The organism is Bradyrhizobium sp. UFLA05-89, from assembly GCF_059803475.1.
On record NZ_JBANBA010000015.1, the window covers coordinates 75,567 to 93,314 of the forward strand.

Below are 17,748 nucleotides of genomic sequence, written 5' to 3' on the forward strand. Positions count from 1 at the left end.
TGGGAGCCTGATCTGTGAATTAGCTAACACATTCGAAGGTCGTATTTCGCCTAGACTACAGCCGGACGACGTCGTGGCGAGTGTTGGCCCTTGAGCCTTGGCCTTTGGAGCCTTGACCTTTGGAGCCTTGACCTTTGGAGCCTTGACCTTTGGAGCCTTGACCTTTGGAGCCTTGGCCTGTGAGTCCCGGCCGGTGACAACCGGCCTCCTCCTTCGTCCTGGCCACAATCGCATCGACGCAATCGACGCAAATGCAATTGAAGTCTGTTTAAGGTCAAATCGATGTAAGCGTTCGCGTAACGTTGAGTGTGTGAGGCTGCCATGCCTGAGTTCAGCTCGACACTATCGCCCGTCCTGGATGTTCGGGCCCGCGACCTCCTGAGTACGGAGCAAAGCATACGGCGACATGTGATCGGAGCGCTTCGCGGTCGGCGAACGAGCCTGAAAAGTGCACTGCAGCCACTGATCGACGAACAGACCCAAATGCTGGCCCTGAAGCACGGGCTGGATACTTCAACCATAGACAAGATCCTTCAATCGCAGTGCGCTGTCCTCAATGTGCTGTCCGATCGCTACGATGCGCTCGACGAAGCTGTGCACAAAAGCCAAATCCCCTTTGTCGAATTAGGCAACGACGGTCGCATCATCTACGCGAACGCCGCCTTCGACAGGCTTGCTCCGGACACGTATGGCACCCCCTTCCCCGTCCTCTTTGGAAGCCGCGCTGCTGACATCTGTGCGGCTCTCAAGGCCGAAACAAACACGAGCCTGCGCGTGGACATTCAATCCCGCGGTACCGTTCTTCAGGTCAGGGTGGAGATCGGACCATTACGCGATGAAAGCGGTCAGCAGGGCAACTACGCTCTTTTGCTCGATCAGAGCGCCGAGCGAAGCCGGCTTGACGCTCTACAGGACGGTGTCCTCCGCACAGACCTGAGCGGCAGGATTCGGTTTGCCAACGAGCGCGCCACCCAGATTCTTGGCTTCTCCGAAGCCGACCTCAAGAAGATGCTACTGTCCGAGGCACTCGAGCTCGAAGGGGAAGATGCTGGCGAAAAACAAGCGGAATGGCTCGATGCGCTGACGGGTTTCTCTGATTTCGTCAAACTCCGCACAAGTGACGGGCAATCCAAACCCGCCAGGATCAGTGGAGCGCCCTATCAGGAGGGGCCGAATGGCCGCGCCGGACTCCGGCTGCTCTTTGCCCCGCTCGATGAAGATCTCGCCCGCCAGCAATTGAAGACCATCCTGGTTGACCACGAGGATCCGCAGGAAATCATCGAGGCGACGCTTGCCGCAATCCGCAAAGTCATACCGTTCGAGATGGCCACGTTCGGAATCTATAACGAGGCATGCGATCATTGGCGGGCACACGCGATCGTGCCGCAGCCCCAATGGGAGTGGAGTACGCGCTGGTTCAAAGTCTCGCCCGGCGTGATCGACTGGCTCAAGCAAGGACAGACCTGGGACAACGATCTGCGCTTGTTCGTCGAGCGCCTTAACCCGGACGAGAGGGAGAATCCCGTCAGCAAGGCCATCCTTCGCGACGGGCTCGACAGGATGATCGTGCTGCCGATCCGGGAGGCCGGCGGCCGCTTCCGGAGCGCGTTGTGCCTGCTGAGCCGCACCCACAAATTCACTGCAGCCGATCTGCGAACCTTGCACAATCTCGGCGTCGAGGAAGTCTTGCAGGCCGCGGACGCAGCCATCGAACGCTCCCGCGCCCTCGCTCAGCGACGACTCCGGGACGACCTGAACAAGGCCCTCAGCACCCACGCGATCGCGGAACTCCTGGCCAAGGGAACCATGCATTGCTTTGGCTGGGAATATGTCGGCGTATTCCGGGTCGACCGCGCTCGTTCGTGCTTTGTGTTGTTCGCTGAGCATTGCGAAAATGACCGGGATCTCCTGGTCAGGGAGGCCGGCAGTCGGGAAGAATACACGCAGGGTCTATCCGCAGGCATGCTTGGCCATTGCCTGGCCGAACAGTCGATCCTGGTCGCCCCTGACGTCACCGATTGCGAGCGAAACTACGGCTTCATTCGCACTGCGCCGGATCAAAGGTCGGCGATGACGGTGCCGCTGTTCGTGAACGGCAAGATCGAGATGGTTCTGGATCTTGAATCCTCCGAGTTCAATGCGTTCCTTGGACCCGATCGGGAAGCCGCCCGCGGACTGGCCGCCGATTGCGAGCAGATTTTCGCCGCCCGTTGGCACCAAACGATCGAAAAGCGGCTCATGGATAGAATTGAGCAGGTCGCCATAATCGTAGATGCGGTCGGCGAGATTCGTGATCTGAACCGTGCCGCCGAAGTCATGTTCGGGCAGGTCCGAGGCGCACGGCTCGCTTCATTCGGCGCCCGCGACGAGGATTGCACGGCATTGGCCCAGTCGGGCATCGAGCATCGCATCCGCATCCGTCTGCTCATAGGCGCCGAGCCTCGTGTCGAGGTGGCGACGCTGGCAAACTGCGATCCGCTCCATGACGATTACGGCCATCATCTCTGGCTCTTTACCAACCTCGCCGACCAAAGCCGGGAGAGCGACTTGCACTATCTGGAGGAGACGGTCACCGCCGTCGCCCGTCAGACTCGCGCTCCCCTGCTGATGGCCGACGGCCTGTTACGAAGCGCCAAGAACCGCTTGCGCGAGCCTGAACAGATGCAGGACTGCGCCAGGCTGCTCGACCAGGCTGCGAATCACCTCTTGAAGGCCGATCTCACTTTCGAACGGTTGTCCGACCGTCTGACCGTCCAGCAGACACCACGGGATGCGCCAATCGAGTTCGACGTACTGCAAGCCCTCTACCGGGACATCGACAATCTGCCGCAGGAAGATCGGGAGGCAGTCACCATCATCGACAAGATCGACCTTGCCGCGCGTGTGCTCGTGAAGGGTTGGCCCGAGCGGCTAAGCTTTGCGTTCCGCTCGGCATTGGGCTCCCTGCTCATGCTGCGCGTGACCCTGACCGACAAGCTGACGGTCGAAATCGCGGAGAGTTCGCCGCGTCACGTCTTGATACGCATGCACCTGCCTGAACTTGCTACTCAGGCTCTTGAAAGCCAGGTTGCAGACCCCATCGAGCGCAGTCAAATCCGGGCCCGGGAAATGGCCAGTGTCGCGATTGAGGCAATTGAGATGTCCGTCGGGCAGCACGGCGGCACGTTGACCGAACAACACGGCATGGGATTTGAGATCAGGTTGCCGCTGTGCACCGAGGAGGCCGCGCCATGACCGCCAAGATTGCGATAGCAACTGCTGAACAGGATATGTTCGACACGCTGTCCAGGCTCCTGCACGCGGCAGACATCGCGCGGGATGACGTGCATGCCAAACCCCTGAAGACCGCGGACCAGACAAGCGAATGGATCACCGCCGGCGAACCCGGGCTGCTCGTCCTTGACGCCGAGTTGCCGATAGATCCGCGCGCGCGGCGGGATACGCGCTCGACCCGCGGCGCGCGGAGCGTCTTCGAGGTCGTGCGAGCCCGCGAGCCCCGTACGCCCGTCCTGGTCATCGTTCCGAATTTCGCCGCCGGCGCAGAGCTGGAGGCCGAATGCACGGCGACAGGCAACGCCCTGATGTTGCCGATGGACACGCTCCAGCTGCATCAGCATAGGATTCTGCGTCCGTTCATCGCAATGCTCACCGGACGCCCCGATAACACGAATGCGATCCCAGGGGGCTTTCGCGTGATCGAGACGGAGATCCAAAGCAGCAAGGTCGAATGCCGTCTGGGCGTCGGCGATGGCGCCACCATGCTGCGCTGGAATACGGTCAGCGACCTGGAAGATCTCAAGTCCGTCGCCCAGGATTATGCCCGGGACGAGATGCCGCAAGACTGCGCCGACCCCGCGTACCGGATCGGCACGAGCTTGCCCAGGAGCTGGCTCGACAAGACGCGCGTGGTCGGGACGCGGCTGTTCAAGAGCTTCGTGGTCAAGGCTGTTGGTGAGCAACTGTTCTCGCAGATCGAGAATGCGGCCGGCGGGCTGGAGGGGCTGTCATTTCGGTTCGTGATCAATGATGCGGACTTCTATCCCGCACCGTTTGAAGCAAGCGTTCGTTATCTCCGGACCGAGGAGAACGGGCCATTCGTGCTTCTCCACGCCCCGATCGTCCGACGCATACCACCCGCAGCTCGGCTCAGGGCGCCAGCCGCCCAGACACGTATCCCACGAGGAGCGACGCTGCTGTTCGTTCGCTCGCAGGTCGGAGAACACCCTGCGAAGCAATACGAGCGTGTCACGTACGATGGAAAGCAGTTCGATAAGCTCGGCAACATTGACATTGAGCTGCAATACCTGCGCGCGCTGCGAGAAGCCGACCATTTCGACGTCAAGGAGGTCGACTTGTCCCAGGCACCGCCGGGCAAGGCAGCAACGCATCTACTTGCCCGGATCCACGAGGTGCAGCCGACAATCCTGCATTACGCCGGCCACGCCTGGAGCGACGGCCAAAAGAGCGCGACCCTCATCCTGCCCGGCGAGAAACCAGAGGAAGCGATGGGGCTGAAGCTCGACAAGTTGGCTGCACATCACGGCCTTTCGGCCACCAGGCTCGTCTATCTTTCGGCGTGCCGCGGCATCTCCAAGGGCAGCGTGCAACAATTGGTCATGAATGGGATTCCCTATGCCCTGGGTTTCCGCTGGAATGTCGAGGATGACCGCGCGCCGGACTTCGCGAGGGCCTTTTACAACGAGCTGTGCATGACCCAATCCGTCTGCCTTGCCTTCCGCAGGGCCTGCCGCACCTCTTGGGAAGGGCTGAGCCATGACGAGGAGAGTCCGATCTGGATCTCGCCCATTTTGCTCGCCCAGTCGACGGACTGGGCAATGAGGTCCTAATTCGCGGATGGGGAGTTAGCCATGACGCTCTGGACCACGCTGAGGGACACCGTCGATCACTGGTCAAGCCGGGGGCTCGAGCGTCCATTCGTCGGCTATGTCGGATCCGCCAGTGGCAGCAGCGCAATTGCGACGGGCAAGGCATTCGTCCCAGAGGCGAGCTATTTCGGCGTCCGCATGGTCGAGATGAACTTGCGGGAGGGCGGAAAATTCTTCAATTCGTTTCTTCCGCTCGGGGTCGTGCTCACAGAGTTCAGCTTCGGCAGTGAACGCCAGCGCCGACCCACGATCCTGAGTAACGACGAGATCGCTGCCCAGCTCAAGGCCGCAGGTGCCACCCCGGGCTATATCGAATTCAAGAACATTTATGCCGTCAGGCGGGCTCCGATGAAGCAGGATAACCTTTCCCTCTTCGTGGGACTGTTTCGCCTGCCCTTCCACGACATCGCCCAACAGGTCTTGCAACTCGCCGCGGACTTGACTTCGCAGACCGGGCTCGTTCCGGGCGCAACCGAAGGCTTGAAAGTGGCGGAAAAGGTCTATGACCGTATCGCCGGCCTGTTCGGGCTGAACATCGTCACACCGCTGTTTTCTTATGCCGATGGGAACACGCTCGGTCAAAGCGGTTATCTGCTGGTCGCAGGATCCACTCTGGACGACGCCACGGCAAGCCGCCTGACGGTGACGGACAACAGACTTCTTCTGGACGGCCGGCGCATCTCCGGACTTGACTACTGCCTCCTCGCCATCGAGCACACGGCCACCCTCCTGCCCGACGGGCCTGACTCGATCAATCCGCTGACGCAGCTCGGCTTTCATCAGCGTTGGCGAGATGTCGCACTCAACACCATGAAACGGGATTTTGAGAAGGCCGAAGAGCAAATGCTGAACCTGCGAGCCGATGTGATCACCTCACCCGAATTGGCCGAGAACGATCGCATCGTCGCTATTGGTGCCTACGAAACCAGCTTCGACAAGCTCAAGGAGCGGATGACGCCAAAGGACACACATCGTGGGGCGCGGGTCCCCCTGCTGCTCGGACTCAAGGAGACGGCGAACGGAGCGCCGGCCGTGACAGAAGTCTTGGGAGGCGTTCGGCAGCGCTTGCTCGCGGGGGTGAAGAATGCGCCCGAGGACCCGGACAAGCTCTTCGCACTGGAAGCCTCCGAGCTCAAGAAGACGCTCGACCAGGTGCCGACGATTGACGCGAACGCAGCCACCACGCTCGCTCGTGCGTTCGACCGAGCGGCGACACAGCGTGGCCCCAACTAATCTAAAGCGCGATGAGATTAGGATGACTCGTCATCGCACTTTAGGTGTTGTTTGAGCGTGATCTCCGCGCAAACGCGTTCCGCGTTTATCGCGAGGGAACACCGCTCCACACTTTTCCGATATCATCCTCTAAACATCGCGCCCGTCGCTGGCGCATCAGGCTTCATTCCCGCTTGAAGCGCGTTGCGCTTTCGGTCCCCTCCAAGAGACTTCCGGCTTGCAATCAAGCGCAACAGTCGGCGGTGCAATAGCTGCGGATCATATGGCGGGGGCAGCGGTCCATTCTCGCAAAGCGACGTTGCCACATTGGCTGCGCGTTTGGGCGTACCGGTCAGGATCAGCGTAAGATGCGGCGCGTTGTTTCGGATCCAGTTCGCGATACCGAAGCCATCGCCGGCGAGCTCTACATTGCTCACAACGACTTCGGGAGTGAACGTGTCAGCCTCGATGAGCGCAATGGCTTCTTCCGCCGATCTGGCTTCCAGCACGCGATAACCACATCCGCGCAGGAACTCGGCGAGCGACATGCGCATCAGCACGTCATCTTCGGCGAGCAAGACGGTCCGCGTCTTCGTGTCTGGTCCTACGTCCATGCCGGCTAACCGGCGCAGCGCTGGAGTGTTCCTAGCCGTTCAGCAGGGATTTGACGCCTCTGATCACGTGGCCGACATCCCACGGCTTGGCGAAGAATTCATCGCAGAGAGCATCTTCCGGAGGTCGCTCCGAAGACGTAAGGGCGATCTTGAGATCGGGATGCGTGGTTCTAACAGCTTTCGCCAAACCAACGCCGTCCATCGAACCCGGCATGCGAACATCGCTCAGCAAGAGCGCCACGGCTATTCCCGACCCCAGGATTTCCAGGGCTTCGTCCGCATCGCCGCACTCGATGACGACCAACTCCGCGCCTCGCAGAACATCCGCGATCATTGAGCGGACCAGGACATCGTCGTCCACCACAAGTACCGGACGCTTCATGGAGCTGTCTGCGACCGGTTCCAGCATCCCGCCTGTGTTCACTTTCGCATCTGCCTCAGTAAGCTAGCATGAACCAAGTCGATCCCGACGACGAAGGTTCCGAGGCGCATCGGTAACTCCCTCGTGCAATAGCCATAGAATGGTCGAGTCGCCTTTAACTGGGTTAAGGGCAGCGTCCGCCACGCCAGTGGACCAACCGCAGGCCGCCCTCTGTCGGATTGAGGGTCATGGCTTCTTGTGATCTCTGCCTTTGGCCAACCACTCCAGCAACTCCAGCGCTGTATCGATTTGCTCGAGCTGACGCTCGGCTTGCTGGCGTGACACTTCCGACGCGCCACTCTCGAGCTGCTTGAGCAACTGTTGCCTTCGAGCAAGCAGATTTGTCACGGCTGACATGATCGGCAACCAGGGCCGACCTCCGACGTTCCTACGCCCGCGTGACAGCACCCGAGCCGATCGGTGCTGCCGCCCATCTGTGACGACAAGATCCAAGATGCCGGTGGCTCTGAAATTGGCGCCCTTCAAGCGAGCGCGTTCGGTCGGCCACGTGCAAGCAACGTCAGCTACTGTTCGGACTGTGGGAGATCGTCGAACACCTCGATCAGACGAAAGCGCTCGCACATCAGCATCATGTCCTCTTGGAATCGTCCGAGCCGGCCGAAATAAGTACGATGGGCACAAGCCCAATAGGCCAGGCTCCGATCGCCTTCCCCTTCATCGTAGGCAAAAGCGGCGTCGACTTCATGGAAGCGCCGATACGTGACCTCGGTGGTTTCGATGACACAGCGCGGTTCTCCGCGTCCGTCGAGCACGACCCAACGCTCACCGGGCGTCGAGGTGTTCGGCTCGTCTTCGGTGCTGCAAGTTGCGGTCTTGATGCCCTTGATGACCAGTTCGAGCAATGCATCGGCGAGCGCAGGACTGTCGCCGAACGCAAACGTCCGAAGGTGCCGATACCGTTCTGGGACTGTCTTGCTCATGGTCATCTCAACTGGCAATTTTGGAACGCTGTTTGCGCCCGTTCATTGCCACTCATGTTGCGCGCCGATGAAATGAAGATGAAAGCCGACCAATGCGAGGAGATGGCCAGCAGGGCCTCCGATCGCCTGACGGCGTACACTCTCCGGGAGTTGGCTGACCAATGGCGGACCATGGCCGTCCAGCTTGACGCGCTGGAGGGCGCCTCGGTCTATCGGGCGATACGGAACCGCCGGAGCGAATGAGGTGTGGCTCCCTGATCGCGCCAACCAAGGTGCGCCGTTGGCCATCCCGCTTTAGCACCCCAACCGATCGGCGATCCCGCCAAAGTCCTTGGCGACGATGTCCCACTTGCCGGTGGCTTCAAAGTCGACCTTTTGATGGGGGCCGTATTCGGTCGGCCGTGCCACGAACGCGGTCTTGAGGCCATTCTCCTGCGCAGCCGCAAGATCGCCGTTGTGGGCGGCGACCATCATCACCTCCTCCGGCTTGAGGCCGAGGAGGCGCGCGGCGCCGAGATAGGTTTCGGGATCGGGCTTGTAGTGCTCGAACAGCTCGGCGGACATCACGAGGTCCCAGGGCAGGCCAGCGAACTTCGCCATGTTGGTGAGCAGCGCGACGTTGCCGTTCGAAAGCGGCGAGATCACGAATTTTGTCTTGAGCCGCGTCAGGCCGGCGACGCTGTCGGGCCAGGGGTGGAGGCGATGCCAGCCCTTGGTGAGGTAATCGAGATCGGCTTCGTTAAGGCCCTTGATCGCGAACTTCTCGACCAGCTTCTCCAGCGAGCGGCGATGCAAGTCGTCGAGGATGACATAGCCGCGCTCGGGGTGCTTGCGCACGTCGTCCATCGAGGCGACGTACATCCCCCGCCATCCATCGACCAGCGCGGTCCAGTCGGCAGTGACGCCGCGGCCCTTGGCCCACCACATGAAGTCGGTGATCAGGCTGGTGCGCCAGTCGACGACCGTGCCGAACACGTCGAAGACGAGGGCTTTGACGGCGGAGAGATCGGACATGTGCGCTTCCCTCCTCGCTCTCATTCCGGGCTCGCGACTGCGTCGCGCCCCGGAATGACGGCAGTTGTTGTTGCCTTGCTCAGTCCAGATGGAACTTCTCGAGCTGCCGGTGCTCGGCCTTGATGTAGCGCACGGTGCCGGTGACCGAGCGCATCACGACGGTCTCGGTCTCGATCACGCCGTCCTTGCGGAACTTGACGCCCGAGAGCAGCGAGCCGGTGGTGACGCCGGTGGCGGCGAACAGGCAGTCGCCGCGCGCCATGTCCTCGATGCCGTAGATCATCTTGGGATCGTTGACGCCCATCTTGGCGGCGCGCTCGCGCTTCTCGTCGGAGTCAAGGATCAGGCGGCACTGCATCTGGCCGCCGATGCAGCGCAGCGCCACGGCGGCGAGCACGCCTTCCGGCGCGCCGCCAGTGCCGAGATACATGTCGACGCCGGTATTATCGGGGTCGGCGCAGTGGATCACGCCGGCGACGTCGCCGTCCGTGATGAGGCGCACGGCAGCGCCGGTCGAGCGCACACCCTGGATGATGTCGGCGTGGCGCGGACGATCGAGCACGAGGACGGTGATGCCTTCCGGCTTGACGCCCTTGGCCTTGGCGAGACGACGGACGTTATCGGCCGGCGAGGCATCGAGCTCGACGACGCCCTTGTCGTAGCCGGGACCGATCGCGAGCTTCTGCATGTAGACGTCGGGCGCGTGCAGGAGCGTGCCGCCATCGGCCATCGCCATCGTGGCGATCGAACCCGGCATGTTCTTGGCGCACAGTGTGGTGCCCTCGAGCGGGTCGACCGCGATGTCGACCTGGGGGCCAGCCTTGAGGCCGACCTGCTCGCCGATATAGAGCATCGGAGCCTCGTCGCGCTCGCCCTCGCCGATCACGATGGTGCCCTGGATCGGCAGCTTGTTGAGCTCGCGCCGCATCGCGTCGACCGCGGCCTGGTCGGCCTGCTTCTCGTTGCCGTGGCCGCGCAATCGCGCCGAGGACACCGCCGCCCGTTCCGTCACCCGCACGATCTCCAGCGTGAGAATGCGCTCGAGCAAGGCATGCGGGGGGACTTCAATATGGGTCGACATTGGCTCACTCCTTCAAAACCTAGCCCAAGCGGACATCTGTCCGCATCAATTCGTGACGCGTCGGTTCGGTTCGAACCGCTCTTTGTTTGAGCATGATCTTATCGGAAAACCGCTGCACGCTTTGCGCTAATGCGGCCATCCGGGTCCGGATCATGCTCTAGTTCTTCTCGATCCGGATCACCTGCGGCCGTCCGCTAATCACCTTGTCGTGCTGAACAGCGGCAAGCGCGCGGCGGACGGCGTCCTCATGGGTCGCATAGGTGATCAGGATGACGGGCACGGGCACAGCCTTGCCGCCGGTCTGCGCGGGGCCGCCATTGGGATGGCGCTGCACGATGGATTCGATCGAGATCTTCTGCTCGGCGAGCCTCGTGGCGATCGCAGCCGCAGTGCCCGGGAAATCACGCGCCAGCAGGCGGATGTAATAGCCGCCCTCGTGCCGCTCCATCGGCGCCTTGCTGGTATCCTGCAATTGCGCGACCGGCCGGCCGAACGGATTGGCGCGAATGCCGCGCGCTACGTCGGCGATGTCGGCGACCACGGCAGAGGCCGTCGCGGCACCGCCCGCACCGGGGCCGACCAACGTGATCGGCGGAATGCCCTCGCCATCTATCGTGACCGCATTGGTGACGCCCATCACCTGCGCAATCGAGGACGACTTTGGAACCATGGTCGGATGCACGCGCTGCTCGATGCCCTTGGCAGTGCGAACGGCAACGCCGAGCAGCTTGACGCGGTAACCGAGATCGGCGGCCGCGCGAAGATCTTCCGGAGCGATCGAGGAGATGCCTTCGACATACACCGCGCTTTGAGCAACTTTCGTGCCGAAGGCGAGGCTCGCCAGGATCGCGAGCTTCTGCGCGGTATCGTGGCCGTCGACGTCGAAGGACGGATTGGCCTCAGCATAGCCGAGCCGCTGCGCATCCTTCAGGCATTCGGCGAACGACAGGCCCTCCTGCTCCATCCGTGTCAGGATGTAGTTGCAGGTGCCGTTGAGGATGCCGTAGACGCGGTTGATACCGGTTCCGGCGAGACCTTCACGCAACGTTTTGATGACGGGAATCGCGGCGCCGACGGCTGCCTCGAAATTCAGCGCACCGCCGTGCTTTTCGGCGGCTTTCGCCAGCTTGATGCCGTGCTTGGCAAGGAGCGCCTTGTTGGCGGTGACGACGGACTTCCCGGCGCTCAGCGCCGCCTCGACCGCAGAGAGCGCGGGGTCGCTTGCGCCGCCCATCAGCTCGACGAAGCAGTCGATACCAGGATGGGTAGCGAGCGCGAGCGGATCCTTGGCCCATTCGACGCCGCGCAGATCGATGCCGCGCTTCTTCGCCTTGGAGCGCGCGGTGACGGCGACGACGCGAATGCCACGGCCGCTGCGGCCCGCGAGCACGCGGGCCTGGGTTTCAATCAAGCGGACAACTTCGGCGCCCACAGTGCCGAGCCCCGCGATACCCACTTTCAGGGGTGCGACCATAATGCTTCGAAAACCTGCCGGAAGGAATTAACGCCGATTGGCGAGCGGAACCACGTTGTGCAACGTTTCGATGCCGCTTTCAAGGAAGCGGCGCAGGCCGCGCGCGGCCTGCCTGATCCGTTGCTCGTTTTCCACCATGGCGATGCGGACATATCCTTCACCATGCTCGCCGAAGCCGACGCCGGGCGATACCACCACGCCGGATTTCTCGACCATCAGGGTCGCGAACTCCATGCTGCCGACGCTGCGGAAGGCTTCCGGCAGCGGCGCCCATGCGAACATCGACGCGTCCGGCGGCGGGATCTCCCAGCCCGCGCGGCCGAACGACTCCACCAGCGCGTCGCGGCGCTTGCGATAGGTGTCGCGCATCTCCTTGATGCAATCATCGGGGCCGTTCAGCGCCGCGGTCGCGGCAACCTGAACCGGCGTGAACGCGCCGTAATCGAGATAGGACTTCACGCGGGCAAGCGCTGCGATGACGCGCTCGTTGCCGACCGCAAAGCCCATGCGCCAGCCGGCCATCGAATAGGTCTTCGACATCGAGGTGAACTCGACGGTGACGTCCATCGCGCCGGGCACCTGGAGCACGGAGGGCGGCGGGTTGTTCTCGTCGAAATAGACCTCGGCGTAAGCGAGATCGGACAGAATCAGGATCTCATGCTTCTTCGCGAAGGCGACGAGGTCCTTGTAGAAGTCGAGGCTCGCGACATAGGCCGTCGGGTTCGAAGGATAGCAGACGACGAGTGCGAGCGGCTTCGGGATCGAGTGGACGATGGCCCGCTCGACCGCTTCGAAGAACTGCGGCGTCGGCTCCGACGGCACCGAGCGGATGACACCGCCCGCCATCAAAAAGCCGAAGGCGTGAATCGGATAGCTCGGATTGGGACAGAGGATGACGTCGCCCGGCGCGGTGATCGCCTGCGCGACGTTGGCGAAGCCCTCCTTCGAACCCAGCGTCGCGACGATCTGGGTGTCCGGATTGAGCTTCACACCGAAGCGGCGGGCGTAATAGCCCGCCTGCGCCTTGCGCAAGCCGGGGATGCCGCGCGAGGCGGAGTAGCGATCGGTGCGCGGCTTGCCGAGGGTCTCCTTGAGCTTCTCCAGCACATGCGGCGGGGCCGGCAGGTCCGGGTTGCCCATGCCGAGGTCGATGATGTCGGCGCCGGCGTTCCGCGCGGCCGCCTTGGCCCGGTTGACCTGTTCGAATACGTAAGGCGGCAGACGGCGGATACGGTAAAATTCTTCCATGGGTTCCAGGCTCCGAGCAACCGGCCAGGGCAGAATCGGGCGGCCTCGACACTACAATCGAGAGGATACCGGACCCTGCCTGAAAATCGCTCCAAATCAAATGCTTAGAGCAAGATCCTTAAGGCAGGGACTGAACTCCCTCACCCTGACTTTCGGCTGAATGAGGTCTTTTAGCACGGAGACGCGGACGCGCCAGCGATTACGTTGGCGCGGGGGTTGCTTAAGCTCGGGGCTACTTGGATCGGAATTACTTGCCGTTCGCATCCTTGGCCGCCGCCGCGGCCTGGCGGTCGCGCGCGGCGGCCAGCTCGGCTTCGATCTTGGCGCGCTGATCCGGCGGGATCACCGCCTCGTCGCGCGCCGGCGGCAGATCATGCACCGGCAGATAGCCACCCGCCTCTTTCGGATGCGGCTGCGTGTCAGCGGGCGTCAAGTCAGCAATCTGGCTTGAACATCCGCCGAGCGTAAACGCAATGATGAGCAGCGCGCACGGCGCAAGCCGCCTCGTCTGTCGGTCCCTCAACGCCAACACTGGGAATCCCCTACTCGTCCCAACAGCACGGCCGGTGGAGCTTACTCCAACAGCCAGCCTCAGCTCAAACCATTGCTGCCCTCAATGGCGTGAGCCGACCACATCCAAGGCCCCTGACGCCGTGGTGAACCCTGATTGTGACAGAACCAAGAACTATATCGCAGTGCAGCACATGTTCGCGCACGATTAACCCTAGATGGTGCGAGCTTCGCGGTGACGAACGCGGTTTGAATCGTTACTGTTCTCGTCATGAGTACCGTCACGACCGAAACGCCCACACCCGAGAAGACGTTCGATGCGGAAGCCTTCGCGATGAACGTCGCGCGGGCGATGGAAAGCGGAGGCAAGGCGCTTGCCGCCTATCTCAAGCCGCGCGAAACCGGCGAGGTCCAAGACCGGCCGCCGCCCGAACTGACCGAGATGGTCAAGACGTTCACTGCGGTCGCTCAATACTGGCTGTCAGATAACGCACGGTCCTCGGAGCTCCAGACGCGGCTTGCCAAGGACTATCTCGACCTCTGGGGCTCGGCGGCCCGGCGCATGGCCGGCGAGGACGCGCCGCCCGCGATCGTGCCCTCGCCCCGCGACAAGCGCTTCGCCGATCCGGAATGGAAATCGAACCAGTTCTTCGATTTCATGATGCAGCTCTATCTGCTCACCACCAAGCGCGCGCATGAACTGGTTGACGACGCCGACGGCCTCGATCCGCACACCCGCCGCAAGGCGGAGTTCTACATGCAGCAGCTCACCAACGCGCTGTCGCCGTCGAATTTCGTGCTGACCAATCCGGAGGTGCTGCGCGAGACGGTCGCAAGCTCCGGCGACAATCTGGCGCGTGGCCTGCAAATGCTTTCCGAGGACATCGCGGCCGGCAAGGGCATGCTGAAGATCCGCCAGTCCAATCCGGACAATCTCGAGCTTGGCGTCAACATGGCGACGACGCCCGGCAAGGTGATCTACCAGAACGAGATGATGCAGCTCATCCAGTATGAGCCCACCACCGAGAAGGTGCTGCGCACACCGCTCCTGATCGTGCCGCCCTGGATCAACAAGTTCTACATTCTCGATCTCAAGCCGGAAAAATCCTACATCAAATGGTGCGTCGATCAGGGCATCACGGTGTTCGTGATCTCCTGGGTCAATCCGGACAAGCGGCTCGGCGACAAGAGCTGGGAAGACTACATGAAGGAAGGCCCGCTCAAGGCGATGGACGTGATCGAGCGGGCGACCGGCGAGATGAAGGTGCACACCGCGGGCTATTGCGTCGGCGGCACGATGCTCGCGACCACGCTGGCCTGGCTTGCCGAGAAGCGCCGCCAGCGCGTTGCTTCGGCGACGTTCTTCGCGGCGCAGGTCGACTTCACCCATGCCGGCGATTTGCTCGTTTTCGTCGACGAGAACCAGATCTCGGCGCTCGAACACGACATGAAGACCGCCGGTGTGCTCGAAGGCTCCAAGATGGCGATGGCCTTCAACATGCTCCGCTCCAACGACCTGATCTGGTCCTATGTCGTCAGCAACTATCTGAAGGGCCAGCAGCCGAGCGCCTTCGACCTCCTGCACTGGAATTCGGACGCAACCCGCATGACGGCGGCGAACCATTCCTATTACTTGCGCAACTGCTACCTGGAGAACCGGCTGTCGACGGGCAGCATGGTGCTCGACAACACGCTGCTCGACCTCTCCAAGGTCAAGGTGCCCGTCTACAATCTCGCCACCCGCGAGGACCACATTGCGCCGGCCGAATCGGTGCTCTACGGCTCGCAGTTCTTTGGCGGTCCGGTGAAATATGTGCTGTCGGGCTCGGGCCACATCGCTGGCGTCGTCAACCCGCCTGCTTCGAACAAGTACCAGTACTGGACCAATGACAACATCAAGGACGTCAACGTCGCGCAGTGGATGAAGGGCGCAGAGGAGCACAAGGGCTCGTGGTGGCCGGACTGGCGCGAATGGCTGGGTGGGCTCGACCCCGAGGAGGTGCCGGCGCGTCCCGTCGGCAGTGCGGCGGTGCCGCCGATCGAGGACGCACCCGGCAGCTACGTCCGCGTTCGCGCGTAGCGGAATCTTTCGCGCTTTTGTATAAGCTCCCTCTTCGACACGGCGAATAAAGTGGGGATCGGACTATGACGCGCGAATTGTTCTGGCTGACCTTGACGGTGATCCTGACCGGCATCCTCTGGATCCCCTACATCATCAACCGCTGCCAGGTCCGCGGCCTCTCGGGCGCGATGGCCAATCCCTCGCGGGGCGACAAGCCGCATGCCGAATGGGCGAACCGGCTGATGTTCGCGCATGACAACGCGGTCGAGAACCTCGTGATCTTTGCACCGCTGGTGCTGATCCTGAACGCGATCGACTACTCGAGCAAATGGACGGTGCTGGCCTGCGCCGTCTACTTCTGGGCCCGCGTCGCGCATCTGATCGTCTACGCGCTGGGACTTCCGGTGTTCCGCACCCTCGCGTTCACCGTCGGTTTCATCGCCCAGGCCGTGCTGGCGCTGGCGATCTTCCAGTTGCTCTGATCGAACGACCGTTGCGACGTCATTCCGGGGCGGTGCGCAGCACCGAACCCGGAATCTCGAGATTCCGGGTTCGCGCTGTGCGCGCCCCGGAATGACGACAATCCCTACTCCTCCGGCAATCCCAGCATCAGCCGCATGTTCTGCACGGCCGCACCCGAGGCGCCCTTGCCGAGATTGTCGAGGCGCGCGACCAGCACCGCCTGGTGGTACTTGTCGCTGGCGAAGACGTAGAGCTCGAGCTGGTTGGTCTCGTTGAGCGCCTCCGGCTCGATCCGCCCCGCCTTGGTTGCTTCGTTTTGAAGCGGCATCACCGAGACGTATTTCGAGCCGGCGTAGCGCTTGGCGAGCGCGGCCTGCAGATCGGCTCCGCCAGGCTTGCCCGGCAGCGTGTCGAGCTGGAGCGGCACCGAGACCAGCATGCCCTGCCGGTAGTTGCCGACCGAGGGAATGAAGATCGGCCGCCGCGTCAGGTTCGAATAGAGCTGCATCTCCGGCAGATGCTTGTGCTCGAAGCCGAGGCCGTAGAGCTCGAAGGATGGTGCGCTGCCGTCCTCGAAGCTCGCGATCATCGACTTGCCCCCGCCGGAATAGCCGCTCACCGCGTTGACGGTGACGGGATAGTCCTGTGGCAAGAGGCCGGCATCGACGATCGGCCGCAGCAGCGCGATCGCGCCGGTCGGATAGCAGCCGGGATTCGAGACCTTTTTGGCGGCCTTGATCTTGCCAGCCTGATCGGGCGTGAGCTCGGCAAATCCGTAGGCCCAGTCGGGCGCGACACGATACGCGGTCGAGGCGTCCAGCACTTTCGGAGCCGCGGCGCCCATGCCGTCGACCAGCGCGACCGTCTCCTTCGCGGCGTCGTCGGGCAGGCAGAGAATGACGAGATCGACCTCCTCCATCAGCGCCTTCTTGGCCGCGGGATCCTTGCGCTTGTCGTCGGCAATCGTCTTCACCGCGACGTCGCCCTGCAGCTTGAGCCGCTCGTTGATGCCAAGGCCGGTCGTGCCGGAGCCGCCGTCGACGAAGACGACCGGCTTCTTGGTGGCAGCACCGACCGTCGGGGCTTGTTTGGTCTCAGCGAGGCTCATGTCGCGCTCCTTTCGAGCTTGTTCGTGTCATCTGCAATGACTTGATCAGTGAAGATTTGCGGCCGCGTCTGCCGCATCAATCGTGAAATCGCTTTCGCGTCGGCATCGCCATCGCCGAGCGCATTTGCGATCGCGGCGAAGTCGGCTTCGGACTTGTGCTGGTTGAGCTTGAAGCTGCCTTCGACCTCTTCAACCGTCATGACCAGACCCACGATCGCCTTCTTCATCGCCTCGAGTCGCCCCGCTGCCATCTTCGCCGAGGTCCATGGCTTCTTCGGCAGCAGCCACTCCTCGAACTTGGCACTGAGCGTGTCGATCTGCACGCTGAGCTCCACGTCCGACAAGACCCGCACGGGCCCGGTCAGATGCACCGACTGGTAGAGCCAGGTCGGCACCTGGTCCGGCGAGACGTACCAGTCCGGCGATACATAGGCATCCGGACCATTGACCGCGAGCAGCCAGGACGTCGCCCCGTCCGCAAGTTTTACCAGCGGATTGTGACGGGCAACATGAAAGGCGGCGTGCGGCGTGCCGTCGGCGGCGTAGCTCACATAGAACGGCAATTGTGACGCGATCGGCCTGGTGCCGTCCCACGCGCAGATGGTGCCGAAGCCGCGCTCGTCCGCAAGCTTGAGGCTCGCGGCGCGGTCCCGCTTGAAAAAGGGCGGTGTATACATCGTGGTCTCCTGCCGGGGCTCCTTGTAGGGGCCGCCGG

Annotated in this window: 16 protein-coding genes; 5 read left to right on the forward strand and 11 right to left on the reverse strand. The window is 62.5% G+C overall.

Annotated features, from left to right (window positions below; translation table 11 throughout):
- Positions 1-321 precede the first annotated feature (321 nt).
- Genes SO139_RS10990 through SO139_RS11000 form a run of 3 tightly spaced genes read left to right on the forward strand, consistent with a single transcriptional unit; the run spans position 322 to position 6,119 of the window.
- The gene (locus tag SO139_RS10990; protein WP_449380836.1) at positions 322-3,234 is read left to right on the forward strand and encodes a PAS domain S-box protein; all 2,913 of its coding nucleotides are present in this window, start codon (positions 322-324) and stop codon (positions 3,232-3,234) included.
- A gap of 35 nt (positions 3,235-3,269) precedes the next feature.
- Positions 3,270-4,847 carry a CHAT domain-containing protein gene (locus tag SO139_RS10995; protein ID WP_498540052.1) on the forward strand — a complete coding sequence of 526 codons (1,578 nt, stop codon included), beginning with the start codon at positions 3,270-3,272 and terminating at the stop codon, positions 4,845-4,847.
- A 21-nt stretch (positions 4,848-4,868) separates the two neighbouring features.
- Positions 4,869-6,119: a hypothetical protein gene (locus SO139_RS11000; RefSeq protein WP_449380834.1), complete on the forward strand. Its 1,251-nt coding sequence runs from the start codon at positions 4,869-4,871 to the stop codon at positions 6,117-6,119.
- 122 nt (positions 6,120-6,241) lie between these two features.
- On the opposite strand, the gene SO139_RS11005 is transcribed toward SO139_RS11000, so the two are convergent.
- The 9 genes from SO139_RS11005 to SO139_RS11045 form a co-directional block, all read right to left on the reverse strand.
- Complete coding sequence (locus SO139_RS11005) at positions 6,242-6,676, reverse strand: response regulator (protein WP_449380833.1); 435 nt, start codon at positions 6,674-6,676, stop codon at positions 6,242-6,244.
- Between the two features lie 67 nt (positions 6,677-6,743).
- Positions 6,744-7,094 carry a response regulator gene (locus SO139_RS11010; protein ID WP_498540053.1) on the reverse strand — a complete coding sequence of 117 codons (351 nt, stop codon included), beginning with the start codon at positions 7,092-7,094 and terminating at the stop codon, positions 6,744-6,746.
- A gap of 225 nt (positions 7,095-7,319) precedes the next feature.
- On the reverse strand, positions 7,320-7,490 hold the full coding sequence (locus SO139_RS11015) for a hypothetical protein (protein WP_449380831.1): 171 nt from the start codon (positions 7,488-7,490) through the stop codon (positions 7,320-7,322).
- Positions 7,491-7,657: 167 nt separating this feature from the next.
- Entirely contained in the window at positions 7,658-8,074 is a 417-nt protein-coding gene (locus tag SO139_RS11020) for an ASCH domain-containing protein (RefSeq protein WP_449380830.1), read from the reverse strand.
- Between the two features lie 294 nt (positions 8,075-8,368).
- Complete coding sequence (locus SO139_RS11025) at positions 8,369-9,088, reverse strand: haloacid dehalogenase type II (RefSeq protein ID WP_449380829.1); 720 nt, start codon at positions 9,086-9,088, stop codon at positions 8,369-8,371.
- 79 nt (positions 9,089-9,167) lie between these two features.
- Positions 9,168-10,169: a class II fructose-bisphosphatase gene (gene glpX / locus SO139_RS11030; RefSeq protein ID WP_449380828.1), complete on the reverse strand. Its 1,002-nt coding sequence runs from the start codon at positions 10,167-10,169 to the stop codon at positions 9,168-9,170.
- Between the two features lie 157 nt (positions 10,170-10,326).
- Entirely contained in the window at positions 10,327-11,643 is a 1,317-nt protein-coding gene (locus SO139_RS11035; RefSeq protein ID WP_449380827.1) for a homoserine dehydrogenase, read from the reverse strand.
- Between the two features lie 27 nt (positions 11,644-11,670).
- Positions 11,671-12,891, reverse strand: coding sequence for an LL-diaminopimelate aminotransferase (locus tag SO139_RS11040; protein WP_449380826.1), 1,221 nt, complete (start codon positions 12,889-12,891; stop codon positions 11,671-11,673).
- Between the two features lie 247 nt (positions 12,892-13,138).
- Entirely contained in the window at positions 13,139-13,423 is a 285-nt protein-coding gene (locus tag SO139_RS11045; RefSeq protein WP_449380825.1) for a hypothetical protein, read from the reverse strand.
- A gap of 249 nt (positions 13,424-13,672) precedes the next feature.
- Between SO139_RS11045 and SO139_RS11050 the strand changes: the two genes are divergently transcribed.
- Both SO139_RS11050 and SO139_RS11055 read left to right on the forward strand, forming a co-directional pair.
- Positions 13,673-15,481: a PHA/PHB synthase family protein gene (locus SO139_RS11050; protein ID WP_449380824.1), complete on the forward strand. Its 1,809-nt coding sequence runs from the start codon at positions 13,673-13,675 to the stop codon at positions 15,479-15,481.
- A 65-nt stretch (positions 15,482-15,546) separates the two neighbouring features.
- On the forward strand, positions 15,547-15,945 hold the full coding sequence (locus SO139_RS11055; RefSeq protein ID WP_449380823.1) for an MAPEG family protein: 399 nt from the start codon (positions 15,547-15,549) through the stop codon (positions 15,943-15,945).
- Positions 15,946-16,049: 104 nt separating this feature from the next.
- On the opposite strand, the gene argC is transcribed toward SO139_RS11055, so the two are convergent.
- Both argC and SO139_RS11065 read right to left on the reverse strand, forming a co-directional pair.
- Positions 16,050-17,033 carry an N-acetyl-gamma-glutamyl-phosphate reductase gene (gene argC, locus SO139_RS11060; protein ID WP_449380822.1) on the reverse strand — a complete coding sequence of 328 codons (984 nt, stop codon included), beginning with the start codon at positions 17,031-17,033 and terminating at the stop codon, positions 16,050-16,052.
- Positions 17,030-17,710 carry an FMN-binding negative transcriptional regulator gene (locus SO139_RS11065; RefSeq protein WP_498540054.1) on the reverse strand — a complete coding sequence of 227 codons (681 nt, stop codon included), beginning with the start codon at positions 17,708-17,710 and terminating at the stop codon, positions 17,030-17,032. The genes argC and SO139_RS11065 overlap by 4 nt, the downstream gene beginning before the upstream one ends.
- Between the last annotated feature and the right edge of the window lie 38 nt (positions 17,711-17,748).